Genomic DNA, 18,834 nt, shown 5'->3' on the forward strand with positions numbered 1-18,834 from the left:
CCGCCGTGAACGGGTGATTTTCCCGGTCCCCGCGTGTCACGATGGAGGGGCAACTCGGGAGTGAGGATGCCGGACCGTCGCGTGCGAAGCAGGGTCGTCCACACGGTCGCCCTGCTGGCGGCCGTCGTGACGGTCACCCTTGCCGTCCGGGTGGTCCCCGCGCCTGACACCCCCGCGACACCGTCGGAGCCGGGCGCAGGTGCGACGCGCGCTCTCATCATCCTCTCGGCGATCGCCGTCGTCGTCGCCGCGGTGGCGCTGGCGTCCGCCTTTCGCAGCGGCCGGCCGCGGGTCGCCCCCGACCCGCCGCCGGCAGGGCTCACCGGAAACACCGGGTCCTCGGTCTCGCGCCGGCACATTCTCGGATGGGCGGCGTTCGCCACGCTTCTCGTGACCGCGACGTTCCTCCTCGGGTCCGTCGGCGGTGACGAGCCGCTCGACCGTCAGCGGTCGACGGCGAGCCCGATCACCGACGACGGGGCCGACCGAACCGACGCGTCCGTGCCCGCCGACACACGCCCACCGCCCGACATGGTGGACGAGGCCCGCGAGGACCTGACGGAATTGTGGACCGCGGCAGCGATTGTCGGTCCGCTACTGGTGACCGTGCTGATCCTCGGCGCCGTGGCCCGGCGCCCCCTCCGGGCCCGGGTCGGCGGCTGGACCGCGGCGAGTTCCCCCGACGGTCCGGCTGCCTCGCAGTCGCTGGCCCGGGCGGCGGAGGAAGGTCTCGCCGTGGTCGTGGCCCCGAGCCTGCCGCCGCGGGAGGCCATCATCGCCAGTTACGCCGCCATGGAGGATGCGCTGCGCGAGGCGCCGGGCGCCGAACCGCGGGAGTCGGACACCCCGTCCGAAGTGCTGGCTCGCGCAGTGCAACTCGGAGCGCTGCGCTTCGAGGCGGCGGCGCCGCTGGTGCGGCTGTTCTCCGAGGCGCGGTTCAGCCTGCATCCGATGGGCGAACAGCACCGTGACGAGGCCGCCGATCTGCTCCGGCACGTGCTCGACGACCTGGGGAGCGACGCGTGCTCGCCGTCGCCGTAGCCGGTGTCGGGGCCGTGCTGGCCGTGGAGGTGCCGCTGGTGGCCGCCGGCCGGTACAGCGCGGCCGTGCTGGTCGCGGGAGCGGTGACCGCGCTGGTGCTCTTCGAGATTCGACGACGCATGGCACCCGGGGACGTCGACGACCAGCCGCCGGGCCTGGAGGCCGAACGGGCCGAGGCGACGGCCCGCTGGATGGCGCGGACGGAATCACTGATCAGCTGGGCGGACGGCACGCGCGGCGACTGGGATCACCATCTGCGTCCGCTCCTGGCGCGCGAGTTCCAGCAGTCCACCGGACACCGGCAGGGACTCGACCCCGCCGACACCGCGGCCGCGGGTGAGGTGTTCTTCGGCGACTTGTGGCAGTGGGTCGATCCCGAATGCGTGCAGCGCTCCGACAGGGCCGCACCCGGTCCGGGCCGGGACGTGCTCGACCGGATCCTGCAACGGCTGGAGCAGCTGTGACGATGCCCGCCGAGGTCACCACCGCGCGCGCCCACGCGGTGCTGGCGGAGGTCGAACGGGCGGTGGTCGGCAAGCACGACGAACTCACGTCGATCCTGCTCGCGGTACTCGCCGGCGGGCACGTGCTCATCGAGGACTTGCCCGGGCTCGGAAAGACTTTGGTGGCACGATCGTTCGCTGCCGCGCTCGGACTGGACTTCACGCGGGTCCAGTTCACCCCCGACCTGCTGCCCGCCGACCTGCTCGGCGCCACCATCTACGACATGCCGTCGGGTCGCTTCGAGTTTCGTCCGGGCCCGATCTTCACCAACCTGCTCCTCGCCGACGAGATCAACCGCACCCCGCCCAAGACCCAGGCCGCACTGCTCGAGGCGATGGCGGAGGGGCAGGTCAGCGTCGACGGCACCACCCGGATCCTGCCGCGTCCCTTCATCGTGCTCGCCACCGACAACCCCATCGAGTACGAGGGCACCTACCCGCTACCCGAGGCGCAGCTGGACCGGTTCGCGCTCCGCCTGCGACTGGGGTACCTCACCGAGACCGATGAGCACGAGATGCTGCGCCGGCGCCTCGACCGGGGATCCGCCGCCGTCGTCGTCGAGCAGGTGGTCGATGCGGCCGACCTCCTGGCGATGCGCGAATCGCTCGAGCAGGTCAGTGTTCATCACGACGTCCTCGGGTATGTCGTCGCGCTCGCGAATGCCACCCGGCATCACCCGCAGGTCGAGGTCGGGGCCAGCCCCCGCGCGGAACTCGACCTCGTACAGCTGGCACGGGCGCGCGCCCTGCTCTCGGGCCGCGACTTCGTCATACCCGAGGACATCAAAGCCCTCGCCGTTCCCGCTGTCGCGCACCGCATCAGCCTGCGCCCGGAGATGTGGGTGCGCCGCATCCGCAGCGACGACGTCCTCGCGGAACTGCTGCGCCGTCTCCCCGCGCCGAGGGCACGATGACGGAGCACCAGTTGACGTGGCGGGCGTCGCCGGCAGCCCTCGCACTGACGACCTGCGCGGCCGTGGCGCTGACGGCGGGTGTCGTGGGGCGGTGGTGGGAACTGATCGTGTTCGCCGCCCCGATGCTGGGAGCGCTCGGCACGGTGACGTGGTTGCCCCGCCCGGCCACCGGCATCCGCGTCGAGGCGTCGGCTCGCATGCTGCGGTGTTTCGAATCCGAGTCCGTGCACTTCTCGGTGGACGTGACGGTCTGCGGTGGTGCGGCGGAACTCGAGGTGGCACCTACGCCGTCCGACGGCTACACGGTCGAGCAGATCGACGACGGCGACTACGTGGTATCGGCGGACCGGTGGGGCCGGTACGAACCCGCACTGACGGTCACGGCACGTGCAGGCGGCGGCCTGCTCACGGCGTCGCTGCCGGTTCCCGTCGCGGAACTGCGAGTGTTCCCGTTGGCGCCGCCGATGCCGACTCCGTTGCCCCACGCCACACTTCCGGACCGGATCGGCGCGCACCGCACCCGCCGATTCGGTTCGGGCGTCGAGTTCGGGGACATCCGGCCGCACGCGCCGGGGGATCCGTTGCGCAGCGTCAACTGGCCGGTGAGTGCCCGGCGCGGCCGGCTCCACGTGACCGAACGGATCATGGACCGCGCCGCGGACGTCGTCGCTGTACTCGACACCACCCCGCAGGCACCGGGCCCGGCGTCGCAGAGCCTGCACCGGACCGTGCGCGGGGCCACGCAGGTGGTGCAGACGGCCCTGCAGCGCGGCGACCGCGCCGGGGTCGTCGCCCATGGGCTCCGGCTGCGATGGCTCGGCGCCGACATCGGACGCAGGCAGTTCTACCGAATCCTCGACACCGTCCTCGACTCCGACTCCGACGCCGGCGCCGCCGAAGGCACACTCGTCCCGCGGGTCGCGTTGCCGCCGCGGGCGGTGGTCATCGCGTTCTCCACCATGCTGGACACCAACTTCGCGCTGTCGTTGCTGGAGTTGAGGCGTCGCGGTCACGTCGTCGTGGCAGTCGACGTGCTGCGCGGCCCGCCGTTCGAGTACGAACTCGACGCGATGACCGGCAGGATGTGGCGGCTCGAGCGGCGGAACATGTACCGGAACATGGGTGTTCTCGGTGTTCCGGTGGTGGCGTGGGACGACGATTCCGCACTGGATCTGGCGCTGGCCCTCGCCGATCGTGCCCGCCGGCCGTCGGGGGCACTCCGATGAGATGGATTGCGGTGGTCGCGGTGCAGGCAGCGTTGATCGCGCTCGTCCTGGGCGACGCGTCGGCGCTCGCGGCCGCCGCCGCGGGGGTCGCCGCGACGGCACTGCTGCTCGTCGCGTACACCGGCCTCGCACCGGGAATCTCGACGCTACTGCTGGGCGCGGTCGTCACGGCGGCCGCCGCCGGTCTGGCAGCGACACTGCCGGACGGCCCGGCGTGGGCGTCTCTGCTCGGGCCGGTTGCGGTGGTGGTGCTGTTCCTCGTCGCGGTGTGGCCGTACGTCGGCAGACGCACGCCCACGACCGAGGGTCAGAACCGGCGGATGCTGTAGATGTGGAACTGCGACAGCGGCGCCAGACCTACCGGGACGCCGCGTCCGTACGCATTGAAGACCTGACCGAAGCCCGCGTAGATACCGATGTGCGACGCGTCCGGGTTGAGCACCACGATGTCGCCGGGAGCCAGCGCCCACAGCGGAATGGGTGCGCCGACCTCGGCCTGCTCCCACGTGGTGCGTGGCAGATTCACCCCCGTCTGCCGGAATGCCCACTGCACCAGCCCCGAGCAGTCCCACGCGTCCGGACCCGTCCCACCCCACAGATAGGGCTTGCCCGTCTGGGTCGTCGCGGCCGCGAGCGCGGCCAGCCCGGTCGGGGTGGGAATGGGTGTCGGGAGAACGGACGAACCCATCGAACTGCCGCCGGTGCTGCCGCTGTCGGAACTGCCCGCCACAGGCGCGGCGTTCGCGGGGAAAGCGACGAGGGCGGTCGCGCAGAACGCGAGAGCACCGGCAACGGCAGCGCGCCGCACGGGACGGAGATGTCTGCGCTGGGACACGAGGTCCCCCCCTTTGTTCGCTACTGCTCGTGGAGAGCCGTGGAACCGCCCCGACCATCGGTTGACACGCCTCGATGAGGTCACGGAAAGCGTACAAAGTGTTGCGGCATCGTGCCTGATATTCGCGAATATCCGTCCGAACTGGGCACATTCGGTCAAATGTCGGTAACTGTCACCCCTGGGCCAGGGTCAGCACCACGTCGGCCAGGGCCGGAGCATGATCACGCTCGGGAACCGTGGCCGAGATGAGGAGCCTGCCCTCGTCCCGCCAGATCCGCGTGTGCAGCGTCTCGCCGGGAAAAACTACGCCCGCGAACCGCCCTCGGAAGCCCGCGACCTGCGACGCGTCCGAGTCGAGCACTGCGTCGACGGCCGCTTTGCACACCATTCCGTAGGTGCACAGGCCGTGCAGGATCGGGGCGGGAAACCCTGCGGCGGAAGCGAACTTCGGGTCGGAATGCAGGGGGTTGCGGTCGCCGCACATCCGGTATATCAGCGCCTGCTGCGGAAGGACGGGCGTGTCGACCTCGACGTCGGCAGGCCGGTCGGGTAGTTCGACGGACTGGGACGGCCCGCGCTCACCGCCGAAACCGCCTTCACCGCGGGCGAAGATGGACGACCGCCCGGTCCACAGGGGGGTGCCGTCGAGGTCGGTGGTCGTCGACTCCTGCACGATGACGGCGGCCTTGCCCTTGTCCCACACCTCGGCGATGCGGGTGGTGGTGCGGGCCTTGCCCTCCGGGGGAATCGGCTGGTGCACGGTCACTTCCTGGCTGCCGTGGACCACCTTGGCGAGGTCGATCTCGACGCCCGGGAACGACACTCGCGGGGCTTCGGTGGCGTGGAAAGTCGCGGCCACCGTGGCGAACGTGGGGAGCACCTGCGGCTTACCGTCGGTCAGGTACCGCAACTCCCTCTCGTCCAGCGGACGGGATCCGGCACCGAGAGCGAGGTGGTAGTGCTGCACGTCGGAACTGGTCCAGGAGAACTCCTGAACGGGCAGTTCGGCTCCGATGGCGATGTTCGGATCAATGGGCATTGGTGGTGTCTCCGGTGAGTGACGTCGGGGAATCGGCCTGCGAGGTCTTGTCGAGGATATCGAGTACCGCGAGATAGCCGAACGTCATCGCCGGGCCGATGGTTGCGCCGGGTCCGGCGTAGGTGTGGCCCATCACCGGGCCGCTGGCATTGCCCACCGCGTAGAGGTTCTCGATGGTGCTGCCGTCCTCCCGCAGCACGCGGGCGTTGCGGTCGGTGCGGAGACCGCCCTTGGTGCCGAGGTCGCCCGGGACCATCTTGACGGCGAAGAACGGCGCCTTCTCGAGCGCCCCGAGGCTCGGGTTGGGCTTGTTGCGGGGATCCCCGTAGTAGTGGTCGTACCCGCTCTCACCACGGCCGAAGTCCTCGTCCTTGCCGTTGCGGGCGAAAGTGTTGAAACGTGAGACCGTTTCGGTGAGCGCGTCGACCGGCACGCCGATCTTCCCGGCCAGCTCGGCGACGGTGCCCGCCTTGACGATGACACCGGCCTTCAGCCAGCGACCGGGGAACGGGGACCGCGGGGTGACTCCGGCGAACGCGTACCGGTCGCGGTAACGCTGGTCGAGGACGAGCCAGCACGGAACGTTCTCGCCCGGTCCGTCGCCCTGGCCGTGCGTGCCGCCGTACATCGCGTGCGTCGCCTCGACGTACGGCGCGGATTCGTTGACGAAGCGTTTGCCGGATTCGTTGATCATGATGCAGCCCGGCAGGCTCCGCTCGGACAGCGCGAACCACGGGCCGCCGGTGAGCGGGATGGACGGTCCCCACCAGGCGTCTTCCATCAGATCGAGCGCGGCACCGAGCTTTTCGCCCGCCCAGATCCCGTCGCCGGTGTTGGCCTTCGCGCCGACGGTCCATTCGGTGCCGATCGGTGCTCGCTGGTACTTCTTGCGGGCCTCGTCGTTGTGCTCGAAACCGCCCGACGCGATCACCACGCCGCGGCGTGCCCGGAACACCTGCGGCTGTCCGTCGACCGTGGCGTTGACGCCCTTGACCACGCCGTCCTCCACATACAGGTCGGTGAGCGGGGTGTCGAGCAGGATCGGGACGCCGGCGGCCTTCAGCCCGGCCTGCAGTCCCGCGACGAGCGCCTGACCGCGGACGAGCAGCCGCTTCCCGGTGAGCTTGGCGCCGAGGAAGCGGAGGCCGACCCGGGCTGCGCGCAGCGGACCGCGCGGGTTGCGCATCAGCAGGTTCAGCCAGCGGTAATCGGCCTGGGTGATCACGAAATTCGACGGCGCCTTGACGTAATCGGGTTCGAGCTTGGCGAGGTCGGCGCCGAGTTTCCTGCCGTCGAACGGTGTCGGCTCGACGGACCGTCCGCCGAGCCGTCCGCCGGGGGCCTCGGGGTAGTAGTCGGAGTATTCGGGCACCCACTGCAGTTTCAGTGGGCTGTTCTTCAGCACGAACGACAGCATCTCGGGGCCGCGGTCGATGTAGGCGTCGATCCGGTCCTTCGGGACGACGTCGCCGATGATGCTGTGCAGGTAGGTCCGCGCGGCGTCCGTGGTGTCCTCGACCCCCGCGGCGATCAGTGCCTCGTTGTTCGGGATCCACACGCCACCGCCGGAGCGCGCGGTGGAGCCGCCGAAGTGCGGCGCCTTTTCGAGGATGACGACGCTGAGTCCGTTGTGGGCCGCGGTGAGGGCCGCGGTCATTCCACCGGCACCGCTACCGACGACCACGATGTCGTATTCGTGCTTGCTCATGTAGAACACGTTATAGAATGATGGGGTTGTCAGTCCATCCTTTCTGCCAGGAAGTATTACTGACGCCAACAAACAAGAACGAAACACGTTGCAGTGGAAACCGGTGGGCGTGCGCACGCAAACGAACTTCAGGGAAGGTCCTCAACCATGCTCTCGACGCAACTACGCACCGAGTTGGCGAATCAGCTCGACGCCGCGGAACGTGGCCGCGCTCCCATCGGCCCCCTGACCGCGGACCATCCCGACATCGACGTCGTCGACGCCTACGAGATCCAGCTGATCAACATCCGCCGCCGGTTGCAGGACGGCGCGAAGGTCGTCGGGCACAAGGTCGGCCTGTCGTCCCTCGCCATGCAGCAGATGATGGGCGTCGACGAACCCGACTACGGCCACCTGCTCGCCGACATGGAGGTCTTCGAGGACCAGCCCGTCGACACGGCGCGGTTCTGCTTCCCGCGCGTCGAGGTCGAGGTCGCATTCGTGCTGGGCGCCGACCTCCCCGGCGCAGGCTGCACCGAGCAGGACGTCCTGGACGCCACCGTGGCGTTCGCACCGTCCATCGAGCTGATCGACAGCCGGATCACCGACTGGAAGATCACGCTGCCCGACACGATCGCGGACAACGCCTCGTCCGCCGGGTTCGTGCTCGGCAAGAACCGGGTGCGGCCCGAGGACATCGACATCAAGTCCATCGACGCCGTTCTGACCAGTAACGGCGAGACCAAGGCCGAGGGACGCAGCGACGCCGTGCTCGGCAACCCGGTGACGGCCGTCGCCTGGCTCGCGCAGAAGGTCGAGAGCTTCGGCGTCCGGTTGAAGGCCGGCGACATCGTGCTGCCCGGCTCGTGCACCCGCGCCATCGACGCGCACCCGGGCGATCACTTCCGCGCCGAGTTCAGTGGGCTCGGCTCCGTATCCCTGCAGTTCAAGTAGGAGTTTGTTCATGACCAAGGCAAGTGTGGCGATCGTCGGTTCGGGCAACATCAGCACCGACCTGCTCTACAAGCTGCAGCGATCCGAGTGGCTCGAACCCCGGTGGATGATCGGGATCGACCCCGAGAGCGAAGGCCTGGCGCGGGCCCGCAAGTTGGGACTGGAAACGTCTGCCGAGGGTGTCGACTGGTTGCTGAACCAGCCGGAGAAACCCGATCTCGTCTTCGAGGCCACGTCCGCGTACGTGCATCGGGAGGCAGCACCGCGGTACGAGGCCGCCGGCATCCGCGCCGTCGACCTGACACCCGCCGCCGTCGGACCCGCCGTGGTCCCGCCGGCGAACCTGCGCGAACACCTCGGCGCCCCCAACGTCAACATGATCACGTGCGGAGGGCAGGCCACGATCCCGATCGTGTACGCCGTCTCCCGCGTCGTCGACGTGCCGTACGCCGAGATCGTCGCGTCGGTGGCGTCCGTCTCCGCAGGCCCGGGCACCCGCGCCAACATCGACGAGTTCACCAAGACCACCAGCCGCGGCATCGAGACCATCGGCGGAGCGCAGCGCGGCAAGGCCATCATCATCCTCAACCCGGCCGACCCGCCGATGATCATGCGCGACACGATCTTCTGCGCGGTCCCCGAGGACGCCGACCGCGCCGCCATCACCGATTCCATCCACCGCGTCGTCGCGGACATCCAGCAGTACGTCCCCGGCTACCGGCTGCTCAACGAACCGCAGTTCGACGACCCGAGCGTCGTGTCCGGCGGGCAGGCGACGGTCACCACGTTCGTCGAGGTCGAGGGCGCAGGCGACTTCCTGCCGCCGTACGCGGGCAACCTCGACATCATGACCGCAGCGGCAACCAAGGTGGGCGAGGAGATCGCCCAGAAGCTCCTGAGTGTGGAGGCATGAGAACTATGGTCGATTTCGACGGGGCGAGCGGAGCGACGGGAAATATGAGCAGCAGCTGGGACATCCGTGTCACCGACACTTCCCTGCGGGACGGTTCGCACCACAAGCGGCACCAGTTCACCGGTGAGGAGGTCCGGGCCATCGTCGGTGCGCTCGACAACGCCGGGGTCCCGGTCATCGAGGTGACGCACGGCGACGGACTGGGTGGGTCCTCGTTCAACTACGGGTTCTCCAAGGTCCCGGAGCAGGAACTCATCTCGATCGCCGTCGACACGGCGAAGAACGCGAAGATCGCCTTCCTCATGCTGCCGGGGCTCGGCATCAAGGACGACATCATCGTCGCCCAGGACAACGGCGCCTCGATCTGCCGCATCGCGACGCACTGCACCGAGGCGGACGTGTCCATCCAGCACTTCGGGCTGGCCCGCGACCGCGGTCTCGAGACCGTCGGTTTTCTGATGATGGCGCATTCGATCGCACCGGAAAAGCTCGCCAAGCAGGCCCGCATCATGGCCGACGCGGGCTGCCAGTGCGTGTACGTCGTCGACTCCGCAGGTGCGCTCGTGCTCGAGCAGGTGTCGGACCGCGTCGAGGCGCTGGTGCAGGAACTCGGCTCGGACGCCCAGGTGGGTTTCCACGGTCACGAGAACCTCGGACTCGGTGTGGCCAACTCGATCGCCGCCGTCCGGGCGGGTGCCAAGCAGATCGACGGCAGCACAAGACGATTCGGCGCCGGTGCCGGTAACGCGCCGGTCGAGGCGTTCGTCGGCGTGTGCGACAAGATCGGCGTCAAGACAGGGATCGACTTCTTCGCGATTGCCGACGCCGCCGAGGACGTGGTGCGTCCGGCGATGCCCGCCGAATGCCTCCTCGACCGCCAGGCGCTGATGATGGGGTACGCCGGCGTCTACTCGAGCTTCCTCAAGCACGCGGAACGTCAGGCCGAGCGGTACGGCGTCTCGTCCGCCGAACTCCTCGTCCGCGCCGGCAAGCGCAAGCTCGTCGGCGGCCAGGAAGACCAGCTCATCGACATCGCCCTCGAACTGCAGCGCGAGCGGGCTGCGGCTGCGCCGCCCGTGAGTACTTCTTAACGTCGGGCGGTTGATAAGTACTCACGGGTCAGCGGGCGGTCTCCCACAGCCCGACGACGTTGCCCTCGGAGTCGGTGAAGTACGCGGCGAATCCCATGTTCCCGACGGGGGTCCTGCCGGTGACGGTCTTGCCACCGAGGGATTCGATCCTTTCGAGGGCGGATTCGATGCTCTCGACGTCGACGGTGACCACGGGAGTGGTCACCTCCCCGCGCTGCATCATGCCGCCGTTGATGTAACCGGGTTCGTCGGGCATGCCGCTCTCACCGACGGGTCCGGTGGTGACCATGCTGTAGTCCATGTCGGGGATCTCGGCGATGGCCCACCCGAATGCGTCCCGATAGAACGCTCGTGCGCGGTCACCGTCGTCGAAGGGGATCTCGAAGTGCACGATTCGGCCTGTCATGGCACGCCTCCGGTTCGGCTGGAACCGCCGAATCCGACGGCACATCCAGCCTAAGCGCCCAATGTGACATTCGTGCAGCCTGACTGCACGAATGTCACATCGGGCGACGCATCCGCCGCAGCGGTACCGACGACTATTCGACGCGATCTCGCACGTCGATGAACCCCTCCATCACCGCGTGGTTGATGCTGTCCCACAGTCGCGGGCACCCCTCGCGGAGCGCGGTGGACTGTCCCTCGCCGACGGCGTCCCGGAACGTCGGGCACGTCTTCGCAGGGTCGTCCGTCCACTGGACGCTCGTGTGCTTGAGGCTGTTCTTGCGCACCAGCACACAGGTTCCGCACGTACGGCACTCGACTTCGTTCATGCCGTCGTCGAGGTAATTGGCCTTGTCGGCCAACGTCTGCGCATGAATGGCCTCGAGCCGAGCAGGCTGCCCGGCGAAGTCGGGAGCTTTGGCCCATTCGATCGAGGCACTCATGATCAGACCTGCGCTTCCTTGCTCTCGGACCGCTCCGCCGCCTCGCGTTCGGCCTTCTGACGGGCCAGGTTCTCCTCGACCTCGTGTTGCCAGGCCTCGTTGGCCTTGGTGGTGTCGACTTCGAACTCGAAACGCTGCGTCATCTTGTCGGTGACGTCGGCGACGTCGACGTAGAACTGGTCGTACCAGCGTCGCAGCTGGTAGACCGGACCATCCTCGTCGCAGAGCAGGGGGTTGTCGATCTTGGTCTTGTTCTTCCAGATCTCGACGTCCTGCAGGAATCCCTCGGCGATGCCCTCGGTGAACTTCGCGGCCAGTTTGTCGGCTGTTTCGTCGTCGATGCCGGTCGGCTTCTTGACGGTGACGCCGTACTGGAGCATGAACGAATTGTTGGTCACCGGATAGTGGCAGTTGATGAGGACGCTCTCGACCTCGTACCCGCCGTAGCTGTTCCACAGCGGATTGATCATGTAGGACGGCCCGTAGTACGCGGCCTCGGAGCGCAGCAGCGATTCCATGCCGTACTGCGTCGCCATCCCGACGTCGGGGCGACCCTTCGTGTTGAGGTACTGCGTTGCGATGTGGCCTTCGAAGACGTTCTTGAAGTACGTCGGGAATGCGTAGTGGATGTAGAAGAAGTGCGCCATGTCGACGACGTTGTCGATGATCTCGCGGCAGTTGGACCCTTCGATCAGCATCGAGTTCCAGGTCCAGTCGGTCCACTCGTCGCTGTAGGCGCCTTCGATGCGGGGGATGGTCACGTTCTCCGGCGGGGGATTGCCCTCCGGGTCGTTCCAGACGAACAGCTGACCGTTCTGCTCGAGGGTGAGCCATGCCCGGGTGCGGGCGATCGGGGGAACCCGGCGTGCGTAGGGAATGCTGGTGCACTTGCCGTTGCCACCCCAGCGCCAGTCGTGGAACGGGCAGGCCACGGAGTCGCCCTTCACGGTGCCCTGAGACAGGTCGCCGCCCATGTGCCGGCAATACGCGTCCAGAACCTTCAGTTCGCCCTTGCTGTCGGCGAAGACGACGAGTTTGGTGCCGAATGCCTCGATCGAATGCGGTTTGCCGTCCTTGAACGTCTTGGTCAAACCGAGGCAGTGCCAACCACGCGCGAAGCGGGTCTGGACCGTGCCCACATCGATCTCGCGAATCTGCGCCATTGTGCCCTCACATCCCTTCATGCTGTTAGTAGAACACGTTATAGAACTTCGGCACGATCCGCCAGATTTCCGGGGGCTTTCTTCCAGACCCGGGCCGTCAAACAGCGCCTTTGCCGGTATCTCGACATAAATGGGAACGTGTTCTAGTCTCAGAAGATAAGTGAACCATCGAACGAGACAGGAGCGTCCTGTGGGTGACCATGACAGTCACGAGGTGATGCAGCGGCTCGACGCACTACTGCCGACGCTGCGAGAGCGTGCGCAGGAGACCGAGGATCTACGTCGTATCCCCGACGATTCCATGAAGGCGCTCCAGGAGACCGGATTCTTTCGGTTGCTCCAGCCCGAACAGTGGGGTGGTTACCAGGCGGATCCGGTGTTGTTCTACTCCGCGGTGCGGAAGATCGCGAGCGCCTGCGGTTCCACCGGCTGGGTCTCGTCGATCATCGGTGTCCACAACTGGCACCTCGCCCTGTTCTCGCAGCAGGCTCAGGAAGACGTGTGGGGCAACGACACCGACGTCCGGATCTCGTCGTCGTACGCGCCGATGGGTGCCGGGCAGGTCGTCGACGGCGGATACACGGTCAACGGTGCCTGGGCCTGGTCTTCCGGCTGTGATCACGCCAGCTGGGCGGTGCTCGGTGGGCCCGTCATCAAGGACGGTCGCCCGGTCGACTTCGTCAGTTTCCTCATCCCGCGCGAGGACTACCGGATCGACGACGTGTGGAATGTGGTGGGACTCCGCGGAACCGGCAGTAACACCGTGGTGGTGGAGGACGTCTTCGTCCCGACGCACCGCGTTCTCAGCTTCAAGGCGATGAGCAACCTCACCGCACCCGGGCTCGAGCGCAACACCGCACCCGTCTACAAGATGCCCTGGGGAACAATCCATCCCACCACCATCTCCGCGCCGATCGTCGGGATGGCCTACGGCGCCTACGACGCGCACGTCGAACATCAGGGAAAGCGCGTCCGCGCGGCGTTCGCCGGCGAGAAGGCGAAGGACGACCCGTTCGCCAAGGTTCGCATCGCCGAGGCCTCGAGTGACATCGACGCCGCCTGGCGCCAGCTGTCCGGGAACGTCGCCGACGAATACGCACTGCTCGTCGCCGGTGAGGAAGTCCCGTTCGAGCTGCGGCTGCGGGCTCGCCGCGACCAGGTGCGCGCCACGGGCCGCGCCATTTCGTCCATCGACAAACTGTTCGAGAGCTCGGGGGCCACCGCGCTGGCCAATGGCACGCCGCTGCAGCGTTTCTGGCGGGACGCGCACGCCGGACGCGTCCACGCGGCCAACGATCCCGAGCGCGCCTACGTCATGTACGGCACAGGCGAATTTGGTCTGCCCATCACCGACACGATGGTCTAGGAGAACACGTGACGACTACCGAAGAGGCCCTCACGTTCGAGTCCACCTCGAAGTTCGCGCAGGTCCGGCCCGACCTGAAGTTGCACTACCACGAGGCCGGGGTCGGCAACGACACCACGATCGTGCTGCTGCACGGCGGCGGACCGGGCGCTTCGTCGTGGTCGAACTTCGCCAGGAACATCCCGGTTCTCGCCGAGAAGTTCCACGTGCTCGCCGTCGATCAGCCGGGATACGGGTTGTCGGACAAGCCGACCGAGCACCCGCAGTACTTCGTGCACAGCGCGTCCGCGCTGAAGGACCTGCTCGACACCCTCGGCGTCGGCGGACGTGTCCACCTGCTCGGCAACTCGCTCGGTGGCGGTGCCGCGGTGCGTTTTGCGCTGGACTACCCCGACCGCGCGGGCCGGCTGGTGCTCATGGGCCCGGGCGGGCTGAGCGTCAACCTGTTCGCCCCGGACCCGACCGAGGGCGTCAAGAACCTCGGCAAGTTCGGCTACCAGCCCACCCGGGAGAATCTCGAGGCGTTCCTGCGCATCATGGTGTTCGACCAGAAGTTGATCACCGACGAACTGATCGACGAACGTTTCGCCGCGGCGAGCACACCCGAGTCGCTCGCGGCCGCCAAGGCGATGGGAAAGTCGTTCTCCTCGGCCGATTTCGAGCTGGGAATGCTGTGGCGCGACGCGTACAAGCTGCGCCAGCGGGTGCTGCTGATCTGGGGTCGCGAAGACCGGGTCAACCCGCTCGACGGTGCGCTGGTGGCGCTGAAGATGATTCCGCGGGCGCAGTTGCACGTCTTCGGCGGGTGCGGACACTGGGCGCAGCTGGAGAAGTTCGACGAGTTCAACCGCCTGGCCACCGATTTCCTTCTGGACGGGGGTAAGTGATGAGTATTCGTTCACTGGCATACATGCGCATCGAGGCCACCGACATGGCCGCGTGGCGCGAATACGGTCTCAAGGTGCTCGGCATGGTCGAGGGCAAGGGCTCCGACCCGGACGCCCTGTATCTGCGGATGGACGACTTCCCGGCTCGCCTCGTGATCTTCCCGGGGGAGCAGGACCGGCTGTCGGTGTCGGGCTGGGAGACGGCCAATGCCGCGGAGTTGCAGGAGGTCCGGGACAACCTGTCGGCGGCCGGCGTCGCGTTCAAGGAGGGGACGGCCGAGCAGCTGCAGGACCGCAGGGTCGACGAGCTGATCACGTTCGAGGACCCGTCGGGTAACACGCTCGAGGCGTTTCACGGCGCGGCCCTGGAGCACCGGCGTGTGGTCAGCCCGTACGGGCACAAGTTCGTCACCGGTGAGCAGGGCCTCGGGCACGTCGTGCTCTCGACCACGGACGACGAGGCGTCGCTGCGCTTCTACCGCGACGTCCTCGGTTTCCGCCTGCGCGATTCGATGCGGTTGCCCCCGCAAATGGTCGGGCGGCCGGCGGACGGCAAGCCGGCGTGGTTGCGGTTCTTCGGCTGCAACCCGCGGCATCACAGTCTCGCGTTCCTGCCGATGCCGACGCCGAGCGGCATCGTGCACCTGATGATCGAGGTCGAGAACTCCGACGACGTCGGATTGTGCCTCGACCGCGCGCTCCGCAAGAAGGTCAAGATGTCGGCCACGCTCGGCCGCCACGTCAACGACCTGATGCTGTCGTTCTACATGAAGACCCCCGGCGGCTTCGACATCGAACTCGGTTGCGAGGGACGTCAGGTGGAGGACGAGAGCTGGATCGCGAGGGAGAGCACGGCCGTCAGCCTGTGGGGTCACGACTTCAGCGTCGGGATGCAGCCGTGAGCGAGGTGACCGGGGACGGGGCCGTCGCGGCCGAGGCGATCGATCCGCGACGGTTCCGGACGGTGCTCGGCCAGTTCTGCACCGGCGTCACCATCATCACGACGATCGACGACGGCGTGCCCGTGGGGTTCGCATGCCAGTCGTTCGCCGCGCTGTCGCTCGAACCCCCGCTCGTGCTGTTCTGCCCGACCAAGACGTCGCGGTCGTGGGCGGCGATCGAGCGCAGCGGCATCTTCTGCGTCAACGTGCTCGCCGAGGAACAACAGTCGACGTGCGCCCGCTTCGGTTCCCGCGACCCGGACAAATTCGCCGGGATCGACTGGACGGAGTCGCCGCTGGGCTCGCCGATCCTCACCGGCTCGCTCGCCCACATCGACTGCTCGCTCGAGAGCGTGCACGACGGCGGCGACCACTGGGTCGCGTTCGGCCGGGTCTCCTCCCTGAGCGAGATCAGGGAGGAGCGACCGTTGCTGTTCTACCGCGGGCAGTACACCGGCATCGAGCCGGACAAGACGGTGCCTGCGCCGTGGCGCGACGACCTCGAGGCGTTCCTCACGACGTCGTCGGAAGACACCTGGCTCTAGTTCCTAGACGGCGACGCCGATGTACTTGGTCTCGAGGAATTCGTCGATGCCGGTGGTTCCGCCTTCGCGCCCGAGCCCGGATTCCTTCACGCCGCCGAACGGCGCGGCCGGATTCGACACCACACCCTGGTTGAGGCCGACCATGCCCGACTCCAGCGCCTCGCACACGCGGATGCCGCGCTTGAGGCTCTCGGTGTACACGTAGGCCACCAGCCCGTACGGGGTGTCGTTGGCCCGCTCGACGGCCTCGGCCTCGGTCTCGAACGTGCTGATCGCGGCCACCGGGCCGAAGATCTCGTTGTGGCACATCTCGGCGTCGTCGGGCACACCCGTCAGGACCGTCGCCGGGTAGAAGTTGCCCGGGCGGTCGAGTGCCTCGCCGCCGGTGAGCACCGAGGCGCCGCGGTCGACCGCGTCCGCGACGAGACTGCTCACCTTCGCGACGGCCGCCTCGTCGATCAGCGGTCCGACCACGACGCCGTCCTCCGTGCCGCGCCCGACGGGCAGGGCCTCCATCCGCTGCGTGAGTTTGCGCGTGAATTCCTCGGCGACCGAACTGTGCACGAGAATCCGGTTGGCAGCCGTGCAGGCCTGGCCGATGTTGCGCATCTTCGCCGCCATGGCCCCGTCGACGGCGTCGTCGAGATTCGCGTCGTCGAAGACGAGGAACGGCGCGTTGCCGCCCAATTCCATGGATGTGCGCATCACCGTGCGCGCGCACAGTTCGAGCAGATGCTTCCCGACCTTGGTCGAACCGGTGAACGACAGCTTGCGGGCCCTGCCGTCGAGGATGAGGGGAGTGATGACCTCGTCGGGGCTGGACGTGGTGACGACGTTGACGACGCCGTCCGGCAGCCCGGCCTCGGTGAGGATATCGGCGAGCGCCAGAATCGACAGCGGCGTCTGGGCCGCCGGCTTGATGACGGACGTGCACCCGGCGGCGATCGCGGGCCCGATCTTCCGGGTACCCATCGCCATCGGGAAGTTCCACGGGGTGATGAGCAGGCTCGTCCCCACGGGCTGACGGGTCACGAGGAACCGCGACCCGCCGCCGGGCGCCGTCATGTAGCCGCCGTCGATGCGGACGGCCTCCTCCGCGAACCAGCGGAAGAACTCCGCGGCGTAGGCGATTTCACCCCGCGCCTCGGTGAGTGGCTTGCCCATCTCGAGCGTCATGACCAGCGCCAGCCGGTCGACGTTCTCGAGCAGGAGTCGGTGTGCGTTCATGAGGATGGTGCTGCGTTCGCGGGGTGTCGTGGCCGCCCACGACGGTTGCGCCGCCACCGCCGCGTCGAGCGCCTCGCGGGCCTCCGCGGCGTCGGCGTCGGCGACCGTGCACAGGATCTGTCCGGTGGACGGGTCGTGGACCGGCATGGTGCGGGCGCTGTCGCGCCACTTGCCGCCGATGAACAGGCCGGTCTGCACCGATGCGATTGCTGCTTCCTCGAGCATGATTTTTCCCCATTCTCCATTGCCGAAGGGACGCTCCCCATGTTATACAGATTGTCAACAATCTGACAATGCACTTGCCGACATTCGCCGGCATCTACGCGTGGGAGGGTTCTCGTGACTCGGCTATCTCCACTGCTCGCACAGGCCACACCCGTGACGGTCGATCACGGTGAAGGGTGCTACCTCTACGGCACCGACGGCAGGCGCTATCTCGACTTCACCGCGGGCATCGGCGTCACCAGCACCGGGCACTGCCACCCGCACGTCGTGGAAGCCGCGCGCAGGCAGGTCGGCTCCCTGATCCACGGCCAGTACACGACGGTCATGCACCAGCCGATGCTCGACTTGGTCGATCGGCTGGGGTCGGTGCTGCCCCCGGGGCTCGACTCGCTGTTCTTCGCGAACTCGGGGAGTGAGGCCGTCGAGGCGTCGCTGCGACTGTCGCGGCAGGCGACCGGCCGCCCCAACGTGATCGTCTTCCACGGCGGATTCCACGGGCGCACGGTCGCGACGGCGACGATGACCACGTCCGGCACCCGGTTCTCGGCCGGCTTCAGCCCGCTGATGGGCGGGGTGCACGTGGCACCGTTCCCCAACGCCTACCGCTACGGCTGGTCCGAGGAGGAGGCGACCGCGTTCGCGCTGAAGGAACTCGACTACATCTTCGCGACGCTCACTGCGCCGAACGAGACGGCGGCGTTCGTCGTCGAGCCCGTCCTCGGCGAGGGCGGATACGTGCCCGGCAACACCGCGTTCTTCCAGGGGCTCCGCGAGCGCGCCGACCGGTACGGCATCCTGCTCGTCATCGACGAGATCCAGACCGGTTTCGGTCGCACCGGCAAGTTCTTCGGGCACCAGCATTTCGACGTCCGGCCCGACATCATCACCATCGCCAAGGGTCTGGCCAGTGGTTTCCCGTTGTCGGGCATCGCGGCGTCCGAGGAGCTCATGGCCAAGGGCTGGCCGGGGTCGCAGGGTGGAACGTACGGCGGCAACGCCGTGTCCTGCGCGGCCGCGGTCGCGACGCTCGAGGTGATCGAGAAGGAAGATCTCGTGGCCAACGCCGCCGCGCGGGGCGTCCAGTTGCTCGACGGTGCGCGCGCCCGCGCCATCGACGGGATCGGTGACGTCCGTGGTCTCGGACTGCTCGTGGGTAGCGAGTTCACGGCCGCCGACGGCAGTGCGGACCGTGCGAAAGCGGCTGCGGCGCAGCAGCTGGCCGCGAAGAAGGGGCTGCTGCTCCTGACCTGCGGCGCCTACATGAACGTGGTACGGATGATTCCACCGCTCATCGTGACGGCGGAACAGATCGAGGACGCCCTGAAGATCTGGTCCGAAGTACTCGACGAAGTGTGACAAGCACCCGTGAGTACTTGTTAACCGCCCGCGG

20 protein-coding genes are annotated in these 18,834 nt (G+C 67.8%); 13 read left to right on the forward strand and 7 right to left on the reverse strand.

The genetic code is table 11. The features are described from left to right. Positions 1-66 precede the first annotated feature (66 nt). From ACLIVD_RS04350 to ACLIVD_RS04370, 5 genes are read left to right on the forward strand one after another with little or no spacing between them, the layout of a single operon-like run. A complete protein-coding gene (locus ACLIVD_RS04350) occupies positions 67-1,041 on the forward strand; it encodes a DUF4129 domain-containing protein (protein WP_491932003.1) in 975 nt (324 codons plus the stop codon). Further along, on the forward strand, positions 1,023-1,505 hold the full coding sequence (locus tag ACLIVD_RS04355; protein WP_491932004.1) for a hypothetical protein: 483 nt from the start codon (positions 1,023-1,025) through the stop codon (positions 1,503-1,505). Before ACLIVD_RS04350 ends, ACLIVD_RS04355 begins: the two co-directional genes overlap by 19 nt. Next, entirely contained in the window at positions 1,502-2,458 is a 957-nt protein-coding gene (locus ACLIVD_RS04360; RefSeq protein ID WP_005263839.1) for an AAA family ATPase, read from the forward strand. Before ACLIVD_RS04355 ends, ACLIVD_RS04360 begins: the two co-directional genes overlap by 4 nt. Then, the gene (locus ACLIVD_RS04365) at positions 2,455-3,684 is read left to right on the forward strand and encodes a DUF58 domain-containing protein (protein ID WP_491932005.1); all 1,230 of its coding nucleotides are present in this window, start codon (positions 2,455-2,457) and stop codon (positions 3,682-3,684) included. Before ACLIVD_RS04360 ends, ACLIVD_RS04365 begins: the two co-directional genes overlap by 4 nt. Next, positions 3,681-4,013, forward strand: a complete 333-nt coding sequence (locus ACLIVD_RS04370) for a hypothetical protein (protein WP_491932006.1) — start codon at positions 3,681-3,683, stop codon at positions 4,011-4,013. The genes ACLIVD_RS04365 and ACLIVD_RS04370 overlap by 4 nt, the downstream gene beginning before the upstream one ends. Here ACLIVD_RS04370 and ACLIVD_RS04375 read toward each other — a convergent pair. From ACLIVD_RS04375 to kstD, 3 genes are all read right to left on the reverse strand, one after another. Then, entirely contained in the window at positions 3,992-4,519 is a 528-nt protein-coding gene (locus ACLIVD_RS04375; protein WP_491932007.1) for an NlpC/P60 family protein, read from the reverse strand. The two genes, ACLIVD_RS04370 and ACLIVD_RS04375, sit on opposite strands and share 22 nt — an antisense overlap. Positions 4,520-4,691: 172 nt before the next feature. Further along, complete coding sequence (locus ACLIVD_RS04380; RefSeq protein WP_477951973.1) at positions 4,692-5,558, reverse strand: MaoC/PaaZ C-terminal domain-containing protein; 867 nt, start codon at positions 5,556-5,558, stop codon at positions 4,692-4,694. Next, positions 5,548-7,266, reverse strand: coding sequence for a 3-oxosteroid 1-dehydrogenase (gene kstD, locus ACLIVD_RS04385; RefSeq protein ID WP_491932008.1), 1,719 nt, complete (start codon positions 7,264-7,266; stop codon positions 5,548-5,550). The genes ACLIVD_RS04380 and kstD overlap by 11 nt, the downstream gene beginning before the upstream one ends. A 147-nt stretch (positions 7,267-7,413) precedes the next feature. Here kstD and ACLIVD_RS04390 point away from each other — a divergent pair, with 147 nt between their 5' ends. From ACLIVD_RS04390 to dmpG, 3 genes are read left to right on the forward strand one after another with little or no spacing between them, the layout of a single operon-like run. After that, on the forward strand, positions 7,414-8,199 hold the full coding sequence (locus ACLIVD_RS04390; protein ID WP_009477594.1) for a 2-keto-4-pentenoate hydratase: 786 nt from the start codon (positions 7,414-7,416) through the stop codon (positions 8,197-8,199). A gap of 10 nt (positions 8,200-8,209) precedes the next feature. After that, positions 8,210-9,112, forward strand: coding sequence for an acetaldehyde dehydrogenase (acetylating) (locus ACLIVD_RS04395; protein WP_491932009.1), 903 nt, complete (start codon positions 8,210-8,212; stop codon positions 9,110-9,112). Positions 9,113-9,156: 44 nt separating this feature from the next. Continuing rightward, a complete protein-coding gene (dmpG, locus tag ACLIVD_RS04400) occupies positions 9,157-10,203 on the forward strand; it encodes a 4-hydroxy-2-oxovalerate aldolase (protein ID WP_283334966.1) in 1,047 nt (348 codons plus the stop codon). Between the two features lie 28 nt (positions 10,204-10,231). Here the strand turns inward: dmpG and ACLIVD_RS04405 are convergent, their stop codons facing one another. From ACLIVD_RS04405 to ACLIVD_RS04415, 3 genes are all read right to left on the reverse strand, one after another. Next, positions 10,232-10,609, reverse strand: a complete 378-nt coding sequence (locus ACLIVD_RS04405; RefSeq protein WP_009477597.1) for a VOC family protein — start codon at positions 10,607-10,609, stop codon at positions 10,232-10,234. Between the two features lie 133 nt (positions 10,610-10,742). Beyond that, a complete protein-coding gene (locus ACLIVD_RS04410; protein ID WP_037242045.1) occupies positions 10,743-11,090 on the reverse strand; it encodes a hypothetical protein in 348 nt (115 codons plus the stop codon). A gap of 2 nt (positions 11,091-11,092) precedes the next feature. Next, positions 11,093-12,253, reverse strand: coding sequence for a 3-ketosteroid-9-alpha-monooxygenase, oxygenase component (locus tag ACLIVD_RS04415; protein WP_280779026.1), 1,161 nt, complete (start codon positions 12,251-12,253; stop codon positions 11,093-11,095). 190 nt (positions 12,254-12,443) lie between these two features. Between ACLIVD_RS04415 and hsaA the strand changes: the two genes are divergently transcribed. From hsaA to hsaB, 4 genes are read left to right on the forward strand one after another with little or no spacing between them, the layout of a single operon-like run. Continuing rightward, a complete protein-coding gene (gene hsaA / locus ACLIVD_RS04420; protein ID WP_005244809.1) occupies positions 12,444-13,619 on the forward strand; it encodes a 3-hydroxy-9,10-secoandrosta-1,3,5(10)-triene-9,17-dione monooxygenase oxygenase subunit in 1,176 nt (391 codons plus the stop codon). An 8-nt stretch (positions 13,620-13,627) separates the two neighbouring features. After that, on the forward strand, positions 13,628-14,506 hold the full coding sequence (gene hsaD / locus ACLIVD_RS04425; RefSeq protein WP_283354810.1) for a 4,5:9,10-diseco-3-hydroxy-5,9,17-trioxoandrosta-1(10),2-diene-4-oate hydrolase: 879 nt from the start codon (positions 13,628-13,630) through the stop codon (positions 14,504-14,506). Then, positions 14,506-15,408 (forward strand): iron-dependent extradiol dioxygenase HsaC, encoded by a 903-nt coding sequence (gene hsaC, locus ACLIVD_RS04430; RefSeq protein ID WP_491932010.1) that lies wholly within the window; start codon positions 14,506-14,508, stop codon positions 15,406-15,408. Before hsaD ends, hsaC begins: the two co-directional genes overlap by 1 nt. Next, positions 15,405-15,992: a 3-hydroxy-9,10-secoandrosta-1,3,5(10)-triene-9,17-dione monooxygenase reductase subunit gene (gene hsaB, locus ACLIVD_RS04435; protein ID WP_005244804.1), complete on the forward strand. Its 588-nt coding sequence runs from the start codon at positions 15,405-15,407 to the stop codon at positions 15,990-15,992. The genes hsaC and hsaB overlap by 4 nt, the downstream gene beginning before the upstream one ends. A gap of 3 nt (positions 15,993-15,995) precedes the next feature. On the opposite strand, the gene ACLIVD_RS04440 is transcribed toward hsaB, so the two are convergent. Beyond that, positions 15,996-17,444, reverse strand: a complete 1,449-nt coding sequence (locus tag ACLIVD_RS04440; RefSeq protein WP_283334893.1) for an NAD-dependent succinate-semialdehyde dehydrogenase — start codon at positions 17,442-17,444, stop codon at positions 15,996-15,998. A gap of 114 nt (positions 17,445-17,558) precedes the next feature. On the opposite strand from ACLIVD_RS04440, the gene ACLIVD_RS04445 reads away from it, so the two are divergent. Next, positions 17,559-18,800 (forward strand): aspartate aminotransferase family protein, encoded by a 1,242-nt coding sequence (locus ACLIVD_RS04445; protein WP_491932011.1) that lies wholly within the window; start codon positions 17,559-17,561, stop codon positions 18,798-18,800. Positions 18,801-18,834: the final 34 nt, after the last annotated feature.

The sequence above is a fragment of the Rhodococcus sp. G6(2025) genome (genome assembly GCF_058628105.1).

Bases quoted from the DNA above. Each gene is read 5' to 3' on its own strand.
- ACLIVD_RS04350 (WP_491932003.1), top strand. From the start codon at position 67: ATGCCGGACCGTCGCGTGCGAAGCAGGGTCGTCCACACGGTCGCCCTG.
- ACLIVD_RS04365 (WP_491932005.1), top strand. From the start codon at position 2,455: ATGACGGAGCACCAGTTGACGTGGCGGGCGTCGCCGGCAGCCCTCGCA.
- ACLIVD_RS04370 (WP_491932006.1), top strand. From the start codon at position 3,681: ATGAGATGGATTGCGGTGGTCGCGGTGCAGGCAGCGTTGATCGCGCTC.
- ACLIVD_RS04380 (WP_477951973.1), bottom strand. From the start codon at position 5,558: ATGCCCATTGATCCGAACATCGCCATCGGAGCCGAACTGCCCGTTCAG.
- kstD (WP_491932008.1), bottom strand. From the start codon at position 7,266: ATGAGCAAGCACGAATACGACATCGTGGTCGTCGGTAGCGGTGCCGGT.
- ACLIVD_RS04390 (WP_009477594.1), top strand. From the start codon at position 7,414: ATGCTCTCGACGCAACTACGCACCGAGTTGGCGAATCAGCTCGACGCC.
- ACLIVD_RS04395 (WP_491932009.1), top strand. From the start codon at position 8,210: ATGACCAAGGCAAGTGTGGCGATCGTCGGTTCGGGCAACATCAGCACC.
- dmpG (WP_283334966.1), top strand. From the start codon at position 9,157: ATGAGCAGCAGCTGGGACATCCGTGTCACCGACACTTCCCTGCGGGAC.
- ACLIVD_RS04405 (WP_009477597.1), bottom strand. From the start codon at position 10,609: ATGACAGGCCGAATCGTGCACTTCGAGATCCCCTTCGACGACGGTGAC.
- ACLIVD_RS04410 (WP_037242045.1), bottom strand. From the start codon at position 11,090: ATGAGTGCCTCGATCGAATGGGCCAAAGCTCCCGACTTCGCCGGGCAG.
- ACLIVD_RS04415 (WP_280779026.1), bottom strand. From the start codon at position 12,253: ATGGCGCAGATTCGCGAGATCGATGTGGGCACGGTCCAGACCCGCTTC.
- hsaC (WP_491932010.1), top strand. From the start codon at position 14,506: ATGAGTATTCGTTCACTGGCATACATGCGCATCGAGGCCACCGACATG.
- ACLIVD_RS04440 (WP_283334893.1), bottom strand. From the start codon at position 17,444: ATGCTCGAGGAAGCAGCAATCGCATCGGTGCAGACCGGCCTGTTCATC.